At 63.9% G+C, this 17139-nt stretch carries 13 protein-coding genes; 3 read left to right on the top strand and 10 right to left on the bottom strand.

Going from position 1 to position 17139, the window contains the following annotated elements; translation table 11 throughout:
* A partial coding sequence (locus KIH75_RS02370; RefSeq protein ID WP_219055211.1) for a sugar O-acetyltransferase occupies window positions 1-465 on the top strand: 465 nt, incomplete at its 5' end.
* A 59-nt stretch (window positions 466-524) separates the two neighbouring features.
* Here KIH75_RS02370 and KIH75_RS02365 read toward each other — a convergent pair.
* From KIH75_RS02365 to KIH75_RS02330, 8 genes are all read right to left on the bottom strand, one after another.
* Complete coding sequence (locus tag KIH75_RS02365; protein WP_219055210.1) at window positions 525-911, bottom strand: VOC family protein; 387 nt, start codon at window positions 909-911, stop codon at window positions 525-527.
* A gap of 107 nt (window positions 912-1018) precedes the next feature.
* Window positions 1019-3718 carry an aconitate hydratase AcnA gene (acnA, locus tag KIH75_RS02360; RefSeq protein ID WP_219055209.1) on the bottom strand — a complete coding sequence of 900 codons (2700 nt, stop codon included), beginning with the start codon at window positions 3716-3718 and terminating at the stop codon, window positions 1019-1021.
* A gap of 213 nt (window positions 3719-3931) precedes the next feature.
* Entirely contained in the window at window positions 3932-6403 is a 2472-nt protein-coding gene (locus tag KIH75_RS02355) for a cation-translocating P-type ATPase (RefSeq protein WP_219055208.1), read from the bottom strand.
* 175 nt (window positions 6404-6578) lie between these two features.
* Window positions 6579-7151, bottom strand: coding sequence for a type 1 periplasmic-binding domain-containing protein (locus KIH75_RS02350; protein ID WP_219055207.1), 573 nt, complete (start codon window positions 7149-7151; stop codon window positions 6579-6581).
* Between the two features lie 17 nt (window positions 7152-7168).
* Window positions 7169-8437, bottom strand: coding sequence for a class I SAM-dependent RNA methyltransferase (locus KIH75_RS02345; RefSeq protein ID WP_219055206.1), 1269 nt, complete (start codon window positions 8435-8437; stop codon window positions 7169-7171).
* 3 nt (window positions 8438-8440) lie between these two features.
* A complete protein-coding gene (locus tag KIH75_RS02340; RefSeq protein ID WP_219055205.1) occupies window positions 8441-9223 on the bottom strand; it encodes a DUF3159 domain-containing protein in 783 nt (260 codons plus the stop codon).
* Between the two features lie 2 nt (window positions 9224-9225).
* Complete coding sequence (locus KIH75_RS02335; protein WP_219055204.1) at window positions 9226-10092, bottom strand: DUF3710 domain-containing protein; 867 nt, start codon at window positions 10090-10092, stop codon at window positions 9226-9228.
* A 160-nt stretch (window positions 10093-10252) separates the two neighbouring features.
* Window positions 10253-11113, bottom strand: coding sequence for an exodeoxyribonuclease III (locus KIH75_RS02330; RefSeq protein WP_219055203.1), 861 nt, complete (start codon window positions 11111-11113; stop codon window positions 10253-10255).
* 252 nt (window positions 11114-11365) lie between these two features.
* On the opposite strand from KIH75_RS02330, the gene KIH75_RS02325 reads away from it, so the two are divergent.
* Together KIH75_RS02325 and KIH75_RS02320 are read left to right on the top strand one after the other, a co-directional pair.
* Window positions 11366-12412 (top strand): glycosyltransferase family 2 protein, encoded by a 1047-nt coding sequence (locus KIH75_RS02325; protein ID WP_219055202.1) that lies wholly within the window; start codon window positions 11366-11368, stop codon window positions 12410-12412.
* Window positions 12396-14006 carry a glycosyltransferase family 39 protein gene (locus KIH75_RS02320; RefSeq protein ID WP_219055201.1) on the top strand — a complete coding sequence of 537 codons (1611 nt, stop codon included), beginning with the start codon at window positions 12396-12398 and terminating at the stop codon, window positions 14004-14006. The genes KIH75_RS02325 and KIH75_RS02320 overlap by 17 nt, the downstream gene beginning before the upstream one ends.
* A gap of 143 nt (window positions 14007-14149) precedes the next feature.
* Here the strand turns inward: KIH75_RS02320 and KIH75_RS02315 are convergent, their stop codons facing one another.
* Window positions 14150-16156, bottom strand: a complete 2007-nt coding sequence (locus KIH75_RS02315; RefSeq protein WP_219055200.1) for a dipeptide ABC transporter ATP-binding protein — start codon at window positions 16154-16156, stop codon at window positions 14150-14152.
* A 17-nt stretch (window positions 16157-16173) separates the two neighbouring features.
* Window positions 16174-17124 carry an ABC transporter permease gene (locus KIH75_RS02310; RefSeq protein WP_219055199.1) on the bottom strand — a complete coding sequence of 317 codons (951 nt, stop codon included), beginning with the start codon at window positions 17122-17124 and terminating at the stop codon, window positions 16174-16176.
* Window positions 17125-17139 lie beyond the last annotated feature (15 nt).

Raw genomic sequence — 17139 nt, 5'->3', positions numbered from 1 at the left:
GGCTCGCTCGGCAAGGGCGCGTTCCTCGAACCGCCGTTCAACTGCGATTACGGTTGCAACACGTACATCGGCGACAACTTCTACGCCAACATGGACTGCATCTTCCTCGACGTGGCGCCGATCACCATCGGCGACCGCGTGTTCTTCGGCCCGCGCGTGGGCCTGTACACCCCGTATCATCCGATCGACGCCGCGGTGCGTGCCTCCGGCCCGGAAGGCGCACGCCCGATCACCATCGGCAGTGACGTGTGGTTCGGCGGCAACGTGGTGGTCGGCCCCGGCGTCACCATCGGCGATGATGTGGTGATCGGCGCCGGTTCCGTGGTGGTCAAGGACATCCCGTCCCATTCGGTGGCCGTAGGCAATCCCTGCCATGTGATCCGTAAGATCACGGACGCCGACCGCGAATATTGGGAGGGCAAGGCCGCGGAATACCGTGCGTGGAAGGATTCGCTCAGCGCCTGACCGGCAAGCCGCTCCCCCGCTGCCCTGGTGACTTCCCTCGTCAACCCCTCGTCAACAGCTCAGTCCGCGTGCGACCAGTCGGTGACGGCTTCGATGTTGTTGCCGTCCGAGTCGAGCACGAAAGCCGCGTAATAACCGGGATGGTAGGCGCGTGGCCCGGGACGGCCATTGTCGACGCCGCCCGCGGCGATGGCCGCCTCATGGAAATCATGCACCGCGCGCTCGCTGCCCGCGCGGAAGGCGATATGCGTCGGAATCGGCAATTCGGCATCGTCTTCCATCGGCGACACGTAGAAGTCGGAACGCGGCGTGCCATCGTCGACGCCGAAACCGACGGTCCGCCCATGACGGACTTTGGGAATATAGCCGAGCGGCGCGAGCGCACGCGTGTAAAAATCGATGCCCTGTTCGGCATCGCTCATATGCAGGGTGATGTGGTCGATCATGCCTCCACCCTAACCACAACGCCTCCCCCGATACGCGAACAGGCCCGGAACCTTGCGATTCCGGGCCTGTTTGCTATTTGCGGGTGAATCCGATACTGATCAACCGATCACTTCATCAGATTGCGCAGCACATACTGGAGGATGCCGCCGTTGCGGTAATAGTCCGCCTCACCGGGGGTGTCGATGCGCACAACCGCGTCGAATTCGGTCTTGGCGCCATCCGCGTGGGTGGCGGTGACATGGACCGTCTTCGGCGTGGAACCGTTGTTGAGCCCGTCGACGCCGTCGATGTCGTACGTTTCCGTACCGTCGAGGCCGAGGCTCTCATAGGATTCGCCTTCGGGGAACTGCAGCGGCAGCACGCCCATGCCGATGAGGTTGGAACGGTGGATGCGTTCGAAGCTTTCGGTGATGACCGCCTTGACGCCGAGCATGACCGTACCCTTGGCCGCCCAGTCGCGGGAGGAGCCGGTGCCGTATTCCTTGCCGGCGAGCACGACCAGCGGCACATCATGGTCGATGTAGTCGCGCGACGCTTCGAAGATGGTGGTCGGCTTGCCTGCCAGGAAATCGTAGGTGAAGCCGCCGGGGGTGACCTCCTCGCCGACGGAGGCGAGCAGCTGGTTGCGCAGGCGGATGTTGCCGAAGGTGCCGCGGACCATGACCTCATGGTTGCCTCGGCGGGAACCGTAGGAGTTGAAGTTCTTCGGTTCGACGCCACGATCGGTCAGGTACTTGCCTGCGGGGCTGGAGGCCTTGAACGCGCCGGCCGGCGAAATGTGGTCGGTGGTCACGGAGTCGCCGAGCAGCGCGAGCACACGGGCGCCGTGGATGTTCTCGACCGGATCCGGCGTGGCCTTCATGCCGTCGAAGAAGGTCTGCTTGCGCACGTAGGTGGACTGCTCATCCCATGCGAACAGCTCGCCTTCCGGCACATCCAGGCCCTTCCAGCGGTGATCGCCTTCGAACACGGAAGCGTAGTCCTTGAGGAACATCTCGCGGCTGACGGTGCCGTTCACCACGGCTTCGACCTCGGCGTTGGTGGGCCAGATGTCCTTCAGATACACGTCGTTGCCGTCCGCGTCGGTGCCAAGCGGCTGGGTTTCGAAATCGAAGTCCATGGTGCCGGCGAGCGCGTAGGCGATGACCAGCGGCGGGGATGCCAGGTAGTTCATCTTGACGTCGGGGCTGATGCGGCCTTCGAAGTTGCGGTTGCCGGACAGCACGGAGGTGACGGTCAGGTCGTTGGCGTTGATGGCTTCGGAGATTTCCGGCAGCAGCGGGCCGGAGTTGCCGATGCAGGTGGCGCAGCCGAAGCCGACGAGCTGGTAGCCGAGCGCGTCAAGATCGTCCTGCAGGCCGGCGGCCTTGAGATAGTCGGCCACGACCTGCGAGCCGGGAGCCAGGGAGGTCTTGACCCACGGCTTGGGCTTGAGGCCCTTGGCGTGCGCGTTGCGGGCGATGAGGCCGGCCGCGATCATGACGGACGGGTTGGAGGTGTTGGTGCACGAGGTGATGGATGCGATGGCCACGTCACCGTTTTCGATCTCGAAATCGCCACGGAAATCGGTGGAGACGGCGACCGGCTCCTGCACGGTTTTCTCGGTCTCGTAGGCCGGGAGCGTCTCGGCGAACTTCGCCTTGGATTCGGACAGCTTGATGCGATCCTGCGGGCGCTTCGGGCCGGCGATGGACGGCACGACGGTGCCGAGGTCGAGTTCGAGGTATTCGGAGTACTGCGGTTCCACGTAGTTCGGGTCGGTGGTGTCGCCCCACAGCTTGTTGGCCTTGGCGTAGGCTTCGACGAGCGCGATCTGCTCTTCGGAGCGTCCGGTGAGGCGCAGGTAGTCGAGCGTGACGCCGTCGATCGGGAAGATGCCGCAGGTGGAGCCGAATTCCGGTCCCATGTTGCCGATGGTGGCGCGGTTGGCCAGCGGCACGGAGGCGATGCCTTCGCCGTAGAATTCGACGAACTTGCCGACCACGCCGTGCTGGCGGAGCATGTCGGTGATGGTGAGGACCACGTCGGTGGCGGTGACGCCCTCGGGGATGGAGCCGGTGAGCTTGAAGCCGACGACGCGCGGCACGAGCATGGAGATCGGCTGGCCGAGCATGGCGGCTTCGGCTTCGATGCCGCCCACGCCCCAACCGAGCACGCCCAGGCCGTTGACGGTGGTGGTGTGCGAATCGGTGCCCACGCAGGAGTCGAGATAGGCGAGCTCATGCCCGTTCTCTCTGGCCTTGGTCATGACGACCTTGGCGAGGTATTCGATGTTGACCTGATGGATGATGCCGGTTCCCGGCGGCACCACGCGGAAGTTGCGGAACGCCTGCTGACCCCAGCGCAGGAACTGGTAGCGTTCGCCGTTGCGCTGGTATTCGATGTTCATGTTCTGTTCGACCGCGTCGGCGACGCCGTACTTGTCGATCTGCACGGAATGGTCGATCACCATATCCGACTGGACCTGCGGGTTGATGACCTCTGGATCGCCGCCGAGCTCCTTGACAGCGTCGCGCATGGTGGCCAGGTCGACGATGCACGGCACGCCGGTGAAGTCCTGCATCACCACGCGGGACGGCGTGAACTGGATCTCGTGGCTCGGCTGCGCGTTCGGATCCCAATCGAGCAGCGCCTTGACGTGCTCGTCGGTGATGTTGGCGCCGTCGATGTTGCGGACCAGGTTTTCGACGAGGACCTTCAACGAGTAAGGCAGATGGTCGATGCCGGGAAGGTTCGCGATGTTGTAGTACTCGTAATCCTTGCCAGCCGCGGTCAAGGTCGTCAGCTGATCATCAGTCAAGGACATGTTTCCTCCGATGCGATAAGCGATAGTGCAATACCATCGTCGATATAACACTTCGAATGGTACGGCCGCGTTACTACGCTTCTGGCGTGTCGGTTTGAGATGTGAGACAATGCGCGGCCGCACATGCCCATGTGAGCGGGAACATGGAAAAACGAACGGGCGCGACGTGAACGAAATCACGTCGCGCCCGCTGGAAAGCCGCTCCCCTACAGGTCACTCGCCTGCGGTAGTACCGCCTTTCCCGCGCTTGGACAGCACGCGTGCCGTGCCGACGCAGATGAAGAAGATGACTGCGGAAATGGCGAGCGCGATGAGCACGGCGATCAGCATGGAGCCGCCGGGCACGATGAGCGCGAAGAAGTGCCTGACGAACGGGATGAGCACGCCGATGATGCCGGCAGCGGCGAAGGCGAGCACCATGAGTCCGCGCCAGCCGGTGAGCGGCTGGGCGACGCGGGCGAGCACGAGGATGCCGAGCACGAACAGGATGATGGCGTTCACCGCGCGCAGTTTGGCCAGATCGGCCGGATTGCCCGTGATATCCCATCCCATGACGCCGGGCAGGATCCATGTGGACAGCAGCACCGACAACGCCACGGCGATGCCGCCCGGCAAGGCGAACATCACCACGCGTTTGAGGAATCCGGGGATGTAGCGGCGCGTGTTCGGCGCGAGGGCGAGGATGAACGCGGGCATGCCGATGGTCAGGGCACCCAAGTAGGTGATGTGGCGCGGCAGGTACGGGAACGGGGTCTGCGAGAGCACCACGCCGAGCGAGATGAGCGCCGAATACACGGTTTTGACGAGGAAGAGGCTGGCGACGCGTTCCATGTTGGCCATAACCTGGCGGCCACGGGCGACCACGTCGGGCAGGTGGGAGAATTTCGAATCGACGAGCACGACCTGCGCGATGGCCTTGGTGGCGGGCGCCGCGTTGCCCATCGCGATGCCGAGATCCGCTTCCTTCAGGGCCAGGGCGTCGTTCACGCCGTCGCCCGTCATGGCCACCACGTGGTCGTCGCGGTGCAGGGCCTGCACCACGGCCTTCTTCTGATTCGGCAGCACGCGCCCGAGCACGTCGACGTTGCGCAGCACGTCGGCCAGTTCGTCGATGTCGTCGGGCAGTTCGCGGGCGTCCATGTATACGGGTTCGCGGTCGCCAGTAAGTCTCACCTTGCGGGCGATCGCGCCGACCGTCACCGGGTTGTCGCCGGAGATGATGCGGCAACGCACGCCCTGTTCGCGGAACCAGGCGAGCGTGGGTTCGGCGTCGGAACGGATACGTTCGGAGCACAGGACGAGCGCCACGGGTTCGGCCGCGGGGTCGAGTCTCGGATTCTCCTCGAAATCGGGTGCGGCGCCGACGTTCTGGTGGGCGATGAGCAGCACGCGGTTGCCTTCGTTGGCGTTCTCGTTGACCATGGCGAGCACGTCGCCGTAGTCGCCGTCCAACGCGGAGATGATGACTTCGGGCGCGCCCATGAACCAGACGCCGGTGCTGGAGACGATGGCACTCCACTTGCGGGCCGACGAGAACGGCACGCGCGCGTAGACCGCACCGCCAGCGAACCCTTCGCGCCCGAGCCCTTCGAGCACGGCCTTGCCGGTACCGTTCGGCTGCTCCTCGTTCGACAGGTCGAACAGGGCCTGTTTGACGTCCTGTTCCGCGATGCCGTTCGCTTCAGCGAGCATGGTCACCTGATTGAGCGCGATGCCGCCATCGGTGATGGTGCCGGTTTTGTCGAGGTTGAGACAGTCGACGCGCGCCAGCGTCTCCACCGATTCGAGTTCCTGCACCAGCGTGTTCTTGCGGGCCAGCCTCATGGCGGCGACCGCGAAGTTCAGCGAGGTCAGCAGCACGAGTCCTTCGGGGATCATGCCCACCACACCGGCGACCGCGGATACCACGGCCTGACGCCATTGGCCCGTGGCGAAGGCCTGCGACCATCCGCCGACCGTGCGCATCTGCGACCAGATGAGCAGCACGCACAGCGGCACCACCACGAAGGTCATCACCTTCAGGATCGTGTTGATGCCCTTGTTCAGGTCGGAGGTGGTTTTCTTGAACACCTTGGCTTCGGCGGTGATCTTCGCCGCATAGGAGTGTTCGCCCACGGCGGTGACCCTGATCAGGGCCATGCCGGACACAGCGGTGGAGCCGGAGTACACGTCGTCGCCGGCCTTCTTGCGCACCGTGCGCGATTCGCCGGTGAGCATGGATTCGTCAAGTTCCAAACCCCAGGTTTCGACGATGGTGCCGTCTGCCGGCACCTGTTCGCCGGAACGGATCCACAGCAGATCGTCGAGCACGATCGCGTCGTGCGGGACCTCCACGTCCTCGCCGTCGCGATGCACCAGATAATCGGATGCGACGAGAATGGACAGCTTGTCCAACGTGCGCTTGGAACGTAGTTCCGTGACGATGCCGATGCCGGTGTTCACGATGATCACGAACCCGAATACGGCGTCCTTCCACGATCCGGTGATCAGCACCAGCAGCATGGCACCGAGGATGATGCCGTTGAACAGGGTGAATACGTTGGCGCGGATGATGTCCTTGACCGAACGGGACGACGATGTCTTCATCGCGTTGCCGCGCCCGTCGGCCTGACGTTCGGTCACATCGCGCGCGCTCAGTCCAGGCTCGTCGATGCCCGGCATGGCTACGGTTGTTGCAGATTCCATGAGCACTACCCTACTCCGGTGGCCGTCAGGCACGTTCGTCCGCCGGGATGATGTCCGGCGGCATCCGCGCGGTTTCCGCCAAGTCGGGGGATGATTCCGATTGCAGAACCTTACGGAACATTCACGCGATTCCGGGCGATTCGATGCGATTCAGTGCGCTTCGGCGCAATCCGGGTCAATGCGTCAGCGTGGACACCATCAGATTCCGCTCATGCGGGCGGTCGTTGATCACCAGCATGGTCGCCTTGTCGATCGGCATGGCGTCCGTGGCGCGGTCGTTGACCGTGAACGAGGCGGCGAACAAGCGCTTATCGGACGGCTCATGAACGGGATTGAGCAGCACGACCGGAATGCCCGCCGCACGGGCGCCGCGCAGCGCATCATTCCAGCCCTCGGCATCCCGCGACGCGTCGATCCCGCCGACGATGATAAGCGTCACCTGGCGGGTCGCCAAGTCACGCACGGCCTGCTCGCCATCCCTCACCGAATCATTGCTGTTACGCAACTGCACGTATGACGTGCCCAATCCTGCATGATCGTAGGCATCCAGCACCAGTCCGTCGGCCGACGCATCCTGCGAGCCGACCATGCCGATCGACACGTCATTGCGCTCCACGCCGGTCGAACGCACGGCCGATTCGCCGCTTCCGGCATCACCCACGGCGGCACCGGCCGGCGCGCATGAGGCGAGCGGCATCAACGCCACCGCCAGCAATACGGCGCCTGCACGGCGCACGAACGATCTCATCCCTGCCATAACACGGTTCAGGCGCGACGGAACAGCGCCACGGTCTCGACATGATGGGTCATCGGATAGATGTCGTAGGCGTGGATATCCGCCAGCTCATACCCCAGGTCGACCAGCGTGGCCGTATCGCGGGCGAGGCTCGTGCAATCGCATGCGATGTAGACGATCGCACGCGGCGCGGCCTGCGCGATCTGACGGCAGACCTTGGCATGCGCGCCGGCACGCGGCGGATCGAGCACCACCACGTCGGGATGCGCCAGATGGGCAGGCACATGGGTGAGTGTGCGCGACACGTCGCCGCAACGCACATCCACATCGTTCAAGCCCAACGCGCGAAGATTGCGCTGCTGGCTCTTCACCGCCACATCGCCGCCCTCCACGCTGAACACGCGCGTACGCTCGGCCACCAGCGTGGCCAACGGAAGCGTGAACAGGCCGGAGCCGGAATACAAATCCCACAGCACGGCGGAAACGGCACCATCCATCTCGCCGCGCACCAGATCGATCACATGATTGGCCAAGGCGACCGGCGCCTCACGATGCACCTGCCAGAAACCGTTCGCATCCACCCCATACGTGAATTCGCGGCCGGCCACCGTGACCCGCTCCGTCAGACGACGACTTCCCGCCTTCAGCTCGCCGTCCACCAGCACGGCGTAATCGTCGCCCACACCGGTGCTCCCCTCGCCGTGGCGAGGCTCCGGCACGGACAGGCGAATCTGCGAACCCGGTTCGAACCCGCCGTTCCAGACGCCATTGGCCGCAGCCACATCCAGCAGCGCGTTCGTGGCCAACGGCATGGTGGTCAACGGCACGCGCACATGCGTGCCACGGCGTCTCATCGACGGCATACCGTTCTCATCCGCGATCATCTCGATGCGGGTACGCCAATGCAGGCCGCCCAACTCCTCATCGCCCGCCGCGCGGGAAATGGGGACGGCCACATCCACATGGCCGAGACGCTTCATCTGCTCGCTGACGGTCACTGCCTTCCACGTCAACTGGCCGGCAAGCGAAACATGCACCAGATCGGCGCCGCCCACGCCGCCACCCATGGCGAGCGGGCCGGCAAGCTCCCAAGCCGGTTCCACACGGTCGGCGCTCGCCTCCAGAACCTCGACGACCTCGCCGGTCCAGAACCGTTCGTCGCGGTCGTGCGGCTCGTCAAGTTCAATGCGCACCAGTTCACCGGGAAGCGCGAAGCGCACGAATACCACGCGCCCGTCGATATGGGCCACGCAGCGGCCCTGATCGGCATACCGTTCGATGCGAACCTCAGCCTGCATAAGTCATCTGTCCTTTTCCGTGATGATGGTCGATTCGTCCGGCCCGTCGCCCAGCCCGTCGCGTTCCCGCGAAGCGGATTGCGCGGCACGGGCCTGAGCCACCTTGTGCCGGTGCATCGGCGTGGCGATGATGAGATAGCTCACCCAGATGGCGAGCGCCCAGAACGGGATGCCCATGAGCAGTCGCGCCACGCCAAGGGCCGCCACATGGTTGGTCAGGTACAGCGGCACCTGCACCGCCAGGCGCAACAGGAACAGCGCCATCCACAGCCAGGTGATGATGGTGTACGCCTTCTTCAACGCCTTGTCGCCCATCCAGTCGTTGAACCACGCCCGGAAATGCTCCGTGGGCAGCTGGCGGATGAACTCGATGATCGCGCCCAGTGCCGGAACACGCGCGATCAGGGAAACGCCGAGCAACGTGGCATAGGCCGCGTTGGTGAGGAAGCCGAACATGTAATAGTCGCGTGCCTCATGGGATTTCCACGCCCAGATCAGGCAGATGCCCACGGCCACGAGACCGCTGAGCGCGCCCATTACGGACTGGCGTTGCAGCAGGCGTACGATCACCTGGGCCGCGGCCAGCGCGGCGGAGACGCCGATGGTCAGATCGAGGTTCTGCGTGGCGACGAACAGCACCACGAACACGACGCCCGGCAGCATGGATTCCACCACGCCGCGCACGCCGCCGATCGCCGCGATGACGGAGAAATCGTCGCCTTCGCCGGCAGAGGCGAGCGCTTTAAGCCCCGTGCCGTTGGCGGAACCGGCTTTGTTCTCCGCCATGCTCAACGGACTTCGGAGAACATCGGGCCACGCGACAGCGTGGTCTTGACTTCCGTCTGCTGGTCCTGGGAAAGCGGGCCCTCAGGGCGGTTCGGGATGTCCTTCAGATGCTCCTTGCCTTCGCCTTCCGCGTCGCCTTCCTCGGCTGCCGCGGCGGCCTTGCGCTCGCCGGGCGTGACGGGCTGGTGCATGGGGATCGGGTCGCGCGGGGCGAGCGGCTCGTCACCGCGTTCGACCACGATGTTGGAGAAGAATTCGTTGAGCTTGCGGGTCTCTTCGGAATCCGGGTCGCTGGCCGCGTTGCCGGAGAAGATGCCGCGCAGCATCCATCGCGGACCGTCCACGCCGACGATGCGGGTGAGCACGGTCTTGCCGCCGGACACTTCGACCGGCAGGAGGATCTCGGTGCCGAACACACCGTCCACGGCCTTGGCGTTCGGGTTGGCGGCCAGGAAGTCCTCGCGCCAATCCTCCCACAGGCCCATGGTCTTCGGGGCGGCGTAGGCCTCGACCTCAAGGCTGGAGTTGTAGTAGGTGGTGGTGGAGCCGAGCACCGCGCGGGTGGCGCGGGATGCCTTGATACGCAGTTCGATGTGCTGCAGGAACGGCAGGTAGTAGGCGCCCAGATCGAGATATTCGTCGTAGTCGGGAACGTTCTCGTCGTTCACATCCCACGGGCCGCGTTCCTCGCCGCGCCCCTCATAGTCGCTCGCGGCTTCCGGAAGCGCCGCCGCGGCGGTCTCCTGCGCCAGCTCGCTGTCGGCCTTGGCCGCCTCGTTCGCCGCCTTCGCCGCCTTGACGTCCTCGTCCTCAGCCTTGGTGGCTTTGTCGGCCTTGTCCTTCTTCTTACCGAATCCGAATAGTCCCATGGGCTCCTCATTTCGATGCGTGTGTAACCGTTGATAAGACTAGCACCTGACGCTGCGAACGTGCCGCGTGGCTCCATTCGCGCCGTCAGGTGCCGCCCATGCCGATGCGATGCGCCGTGTTGCGGTGATTTTGCGGGGATTTGCGGGGTGTTCGACCGTCTCAGAACTCGTAGGTGATGCTCAGCGGCGCATGATCGGACCAACGGGTGTCGTAGCTGGGCGCCTTGTCGATGTCGAACGAGACGGCGGTTTCGGCCAGCGCCGGGGTGGCGAACTGGTAGTCGAGTCTCCAACCGACGTTGTTGTCGAAGGCGCGGCCGCGCTGGCTCCACCAGGTGTACGGGCCTTGGATATCGCCGGCGAGACGGCGCGTCACGTCCACGAAACCGTACTCCCCCAGCCAGCGGTCCACATAGGCGCGTTCCTCGGGCAGGAATCCGGCGTGCTTCTCGTTGGCCTTGGCGTTCTTGATGTCTGCGGGCGTGTGCGCGATGTTGAAATCGCCGCACAGCACGGCCTGCCTGCCGCCCGAGGCGGCGGCATCCCTCAGTTCGCCCATGCGCTTCAGCATGGTGTCGAGGAACCGGTATTTCTGTTCCATCTTCAACGGGTCGTCGGTATTGCCCGCATGCACATACACGCAAACCACCGTCAGCGTGTTGCCGGACGGCGTGGTGACGTCGTTCTCGATCCAACGCCCGGAGTCCACGTCCTCCTCAAGCCCCGGCAGACCGTAGCGGCGTTCCGTCACCGCAAGATCGGTCAGCAGCGCCACACCGGCGCGCCCTTTCACCCGGCACACCTCGTTGGTGCGGGCGAGCTCGCCCTGATCGCCGATCGCGCCGACGGTGGCGTATTCGAAGGCGAATTCGTCGAAGATGGGGTCGATCTCGTTCTGCGGCGCACGCACTTCCTGCATGCACCACACGTTCGGCGTATGCTGCGCCGCCCAACTTTCGATGCCCTTGCGCTTGGCCGCGCGAATGCCGTTGACGTTCGAGGTGGTGATGGTGATGCTCATAGCGCCTAGCGTAGCCCGAATGCGCGAAAACGCCGGTCGTGAACACGTTCCACATAGCGGGAGCGCAGGCACGTCCCGAACAGTGGCGCGACAAAACTCAACCCTCCCTGCCATACTGGGCACAGATGCAGCCATGGGAGAACAGAGAGCACACGACGTTCTCGATGAGATTGGGGCTTTCATGGCAACAGCCGCATCGGATGCCCGAACGGCAACGTACAGGCATACACAACATAGGGGGGAGCCGATTTCATGGCGATATCAACAGTAGACACGGCAACGGCAACGGCCGATACGACGAACGGAACGGCACCTGTTGACAAAGAGAATCGTCAGCGAACTTTCGACCACACGCCGACCGTCACGATTCTCATCCCCTGCTACAACGAGGAGGCGGTATTACCCGTTCTGTTCGACCGGCTCGACAAGCTGCGTTCGAACGCGCGCGAAACCGCCGATTACCGGTTCATGTTCGTCGATGATGGTTCGAAGGACGCCACGCGCGACATGATCGCCGACTACGCCGATGGCAGAAACCATGTCGATTTCATCATCCTGTCACGCAATTTCGGCAAGGAACAGGCGATGCTCGCCGGCATCGACGCCATCGACTCCGACGCCATGGCCATTATCGACGCCGACCTGCAGGACCCGCCGGAACTCATCCCCGACATGGTCGACCTGTGGCTGCGCGGATACGACGACGTGTATGCGAGACGCCGGACCAGGCGCGGCGAAAGCCTCGTCAAGCGCGCTACCTCGCACCTGTACTACCGCGTGCTGCAAGCGATGTCGCCGGTCAGCATCCAAGTGGATACCGGCGATTTCCGGCTGCTCGACCGCAAATGCATTCTCGCCCTGCGCCGTCTGCGTGAAACCGGCCGCAATAGCAAGGCGCTGTTCAGCTGGATCGGATTCCGCAAAATCGAATTCCTATACGACCGTGACGCACGCGCTGCAGGCAAAAGCAAGTGGAGCTATCCGAAGCTCATCGGGCTTGCGATGGACGGCATCATGTCATTCTCCACCGCTCCCCTGCGCATCGCATTCTGCTGCGGTCTCGCCGTCTCCGTAGCCGCGCTCGCGTATGCCGTAGTCATCATCGCCCGCACGCTCGTGTACGGCGTGGATGTGCCGGGCTATGCCTCGCTGCTGGTCGTCGTGCTCACGCTCGGCGGCATCCAGCTGCTGGCGTTGGGGATCATCGGCGAATATCTCGGCCGCGTGTTCACCGAAGTGAAGCGTCGCCCCGGTTACCTGGTACAGGAAGCGAGGATCAATAATGAATATCAGGACTAGGCGTTTCACGCTTGTCGCCGTGGCTGGTGCATGCCTCGCGGCTTTGATTTCCTTCGCGCTCGGCTTCGGCAGGTCGGTGTGGTTCGACGAGGGCTACACCATCATTGTGCTCGACCAGCCGTTCGACCGCATGATGGCGCTGCTGAAAGTGGATGTGCACCCGCCGCTGTACTACCTGCTGCTGCGCGGATGGACCGGCATATTCGGCTCATCCGTGACCGCCATGCGGGCGATGAGCTGCCTGTTCTGCGGGCTGACCGTGGTGGCGATGATGGCGTCGCTACGCCGCCTCGCCGGTGAGAGGGCCGCGCTGATGACCATGCCGTTCCTCGTGGCCGCGCCGATGCTGCTGCGCTACGGCTACGAAATCCGCATGTACTCGCTGGTACCGTTCCTCTCCGCGCTGGGCACGTACATGCTGCTGCGCGCCGTCGAAGCCGAACGCGCGTCGGGGAACCATGATCCGAAGCTCCGCGGGAGCGCATCGATCAGCGGGAAACGCTGGTGGCTGGCGTATGCAATCGTCGTCGTCCTAGGCATGTACACGCAGTACATGATGGCACTGGTGTGGTTGACCCATCTCATCTGGCTGTGCCTACGCGCGCGACACGTCGGACGTTTCGCCGCGCTGCGCCGCTATTTGGCACCTTATCTTCTCGCGGTGATGTTCTACCTGCCGTGGCTGCCTTCGGCGATCGACCAGATTACGCATAACGCGCTGCCGGCGCTTAAAGGAACCCTGAACCTCAACGAACTCGGCTCGGTGTTCTCGGTTCTCGTCACCGGGCTTAACGGTTCCCGTCTCCCATCCTGCGTGACCGTCGTGCTGGTCGCAATGCTCGCCCTGATCATCACACGCGCGATTCAACTGCACGATGCTTGGCGGCTCCGGCAGGACGACGATACCCGCGCCGCGCGTGACGCGCTGGGCACCCTCGCATTCCTCGCCTTCACGCCGATGGTCATGCTGCTGCTCATCTCCGCGATCAGGGAGCCGTTCACCCACCCGTATGGCTTCTTCACCATGCGTTACGTCACCCCGTTCACGCCGTACTGTTATGCGTTCATCGGCCTGACCTGCTCGTATACGGTGATCGAATACGTGCCAGGCAGGCCGCAGGTCGAGCGCCGTGCCTACGCCCGTTTCATATGCCGTTGGTCGGCTTGGCTGCTCACGGTGGCGTTACTTGCCGGCGGGGCAATCGGCTACGCGTTCCAAGGCAACTACATCTATGAACAGGCGACCACGCCTTCCACCGCCCAGGTAGCCGAACAAGTCGCCTGCGATGCGGATCAGACGATCGTCGCCGCCAGTGAATTCGATTACATCGAGTCGTATTACTATTTCCGTTCCTGCAGCCGGTACCGGTTCCTGAAACGCGGAAACGTCGATACGCGAGGCGGATATGCACCGCTGCACGGTAGCACCGCGCAACTGCGCAATCTCGACGACCTCGATACGAAGCGTGTGGTAATCGTCAATCGTATGAATTTCTCGCAGCCGAAAACGTCGCGATACCGGAAGATCAGGACGCTGCACGTCGGCAGCTCCACCATGACGTTCTATGAGAAGATCGGTTCCGCCGCCGACTGAGCGCCTGGAACGCGCGATACGCCGATGCCGATACGTCGACGTTGAGCGGACGAGCACCAGATACGGCGTTGGGCCCGTTCCCGGAATTCCGGGAACGGGCCCAACGCTATTGCCGGCTGATGCCGGTTGCCGGGTTCGGACTATCAGTCCAAGCCGAGCTGGAGCTTGCCGCCGGGGATGGCGTCAAGCAGGTCGCGCGTGTACTGCTTGCGCGGGTGGTCGAACACCTCATCGGTGGTGGCATGCTCGACCAGCTTGCCCTTCTGCATCACGACCACCTCATCGGCGATCTGACGCACCACGGCCAGATCGTGCGTGATGAACAGGTAGCTCAGGCCCTTCTCGGCCTGCAGGTCGTTGAGCAGTCGCAGCACCTGATCCTGCACGAGCACGTCCAGTGCGGACACGGCCTCGTCGCAGACGATCACGTCAGGGTCGAGCGCCATGGCTCGCGCGATGGCGATGCGCTGACGCTGGCCGCCGGACAGCTCGTTCGGGTAACGGGTCATCACGGACTCGGGCAGCTCCACCATGTCGAGCAGTTCACGCACGCGCTTGACACGGCTCTTCTTGTCGCCGATGCCGTGGATGCGCAGCGGTTCCTCGATGGAACGGTAGATCGAGTACATCGGGTCGAGCGAGCCGTACGGGTTCTGGAACACCGGCTGCACGTGACGGCGGAAGTCAAGCAGTTCCTTGCCCTTGAAGCCGGAGATGTCCTTGCCCTCATAGGTCACGGTGCCGCTCGTCGGTTCGAGCAGCTTGAGCACCATGTTCGCCACGGTGGACTTGCCGGAACCGGATTCACCCACGATGGCCAGGGTGCTGCCGCGCTTGACGGAGAAGGACACGTCATCGACGGCCTTGAACATTTCCTTCTTGCGCGGAAGCTTGAACTCCTTGGTCAAATGGTCGACGGTGATGATCGTCTCGCTCGCTTCGAGCTTCTGCTCGCCCACCACATGGTGTTCGAGCAGGGCGTCGGTGTTCTCGCCGTGCTCCTTCGCGGAGATGATGCGCTGGGAGGCCAGCGACGGCGCCGCGGCGACCAGACGCTTGGTGTACGGATGCTGCGGGTGCTGCAGCACTTCCAGGGACGGGCCGGATTCGACGACCTGACCCTTGTACATCACCACGATGTGCTGGGCGCGTTCGGCGGCCAGACCAAGATCGTGCGTGATGAACAGCACGGCGGTGCCCAGCGAATCGGTGAGCATGTGCAGGTGGTCGAGAATCTTCTTCTGCACGGTCACATCAAGCGCCGAAGTGGGCTCGTCGGCGATGAGCAGGTCGGGGCGGCAGGCCAGGCCGATGGCGATCAGCGCACGCTGGCGCATACCACCGGAGAACTCGTGCGGGAACTGGCGTGCACGGGTCGCCGCGTCGGGCAGGCCGGCTTCGGAAAGCAGGCCGGCGATGCGGTCGTCCATGGTCGAACCGGTGACGTGCTTCTTGGCGATATCCCAAGCGGTGTCATCCTTCACACCGGCCTTGATGAGATCGTCGGCGACGCGCCAACGGGTTTCGGAACCGGGGACCCACTCCTCCTTGAAATAGGCGAGGGAACGTTCCGCGGCGTCGCCGGTGATGCCGGCTTCGGCGATCGCGGCCTTGGCGGCGTCGAGCAGCGCGGGCAGTTCGGCGGACGAGATGAAGGTCTCGTCGTCGCTGCCCTTGACGGCGACCTCATCGCCGGCGAGCGCCTTGGCGAGCTTCGAACGCTTCTCGTGGGCGACGTCCATGTTGTTGGCGACGAGCGCCTCCTTGACCTGGGTGCCGATGCGCCACACCGGATTGAGATTGCTCATCGGGTCCTGGGGCACGAGGCCCATCTTGGTGCCGCGCAGTTTGTCGAAGTCCTTCTGCTTCAAGCCGACGAGCTCCTGGCCGTCGAGCTTGATGGAGCCGCCGACCACATGGCCGGTGCCGGGCAGCAGGCCGAGCACGCTCATGGCGGAGGTGGACTTGCCGGAGCCGGATTCGCCCACGATGGCGACCCACTGGCCCGGGTAGACGGAGAAGGAGACGTCGCGCACCGCGTGGACGGCACGCTTGTCATCGGTGGTGAAATCGATGGCGAGATCCTTCACCTCGAGCAGGGGGCCCTGCTCCTTCTGCATGGCGACGAGCTTGGATTCGTTGTTTTCCATTGTCTTCTCCTCCTAGCTCAGAGCGAACGGCTCTTCGGATCGAGGGCATCCTTCACCGCATCGCCCATCATGATGAAGGACAGCACGGTGATGGCCAATGCCGCGGACGGGTAGAACAGCACCATCGGGTTCGTCATCAGGCTGGTCTGCGCCTGGGAGATGTCGCCGCCCCAGCTGACGGTGGTGCTCGGCAGGCCGACGCCGAGGAAGCTCAGCGTGGCTTCAAGCACGATGTAGGTGGCCAGCGAGGTGGTGCCGACCACGATGATCGGGGCCAGGGAGTTCGGCAGGATGTGACGGAACAGGTTGCGGATCGGGGAGGAACCGAGTGCGGTGGATGCGGTGTTGAACTCGAGGTTCTTCGCTTCCATCACGGCGCCTCGCGCGATGCGGGCGGTCGAGGTCCAGCCGAACAGCGCCATGACGAACACGATCTTCCAGATCGAGCTGTTGGTCTTGAACATCTGCAGCACGACGATGGCGCCGAGCAGGATCGGCAGCGCCAGGAAGATATCGGTCAGACGGCTCAGCAGGGAGTCGAGCCAGCCGCCGAAGAAGCCGGCGAAACCGCCGATGATCGTACCGATGATCACCACGAGGATGGTGGCGCACAGGCCGACGCTCAGCGAGGTGCGGGTGCCGTAGACCACGCGCGTGTACACGTCGCAGCCCTGGAAGTCGAAGCCCATGGGGTGGCCGGCGGATGCCGGTCCCAGCGAGTTCTCCAGCGTGCAGTAGTTCGGGTTCTGCTTGGTGAACAGGGACGGGAACAGTGCCACGATGATGATGAAGATGATGAGCAGACCCGAGATGATGAACATCGGGTTCCTGCGCAGCGTGCGCCAGGCGTCGGCCCACATGCTGCTGGCGGGTGCGGTCTCGTCGACCTTGTCGACGTCCTGCAGCGGGGTTTCGTCGAGCGGAGCGACGTAACGCTCCTGACCGGGAAGGGTGGTCATATCAGTCATGTTTCCTTATGCTCC

Source organism: Bifidobacterium pongonis, from assembly GCF_019331805.1.
GTDB lineage: Bacteria > Actinomycetota > Actinomycetes > Actinomycetales > Bifidobacteriaceae > Bifidobacterium > Bifidobacterium pongonis.
Note: the sequence above shows the minus strand (reverse complement) of the source record. Positions and strands in the feature narration are given on the sequence as shown.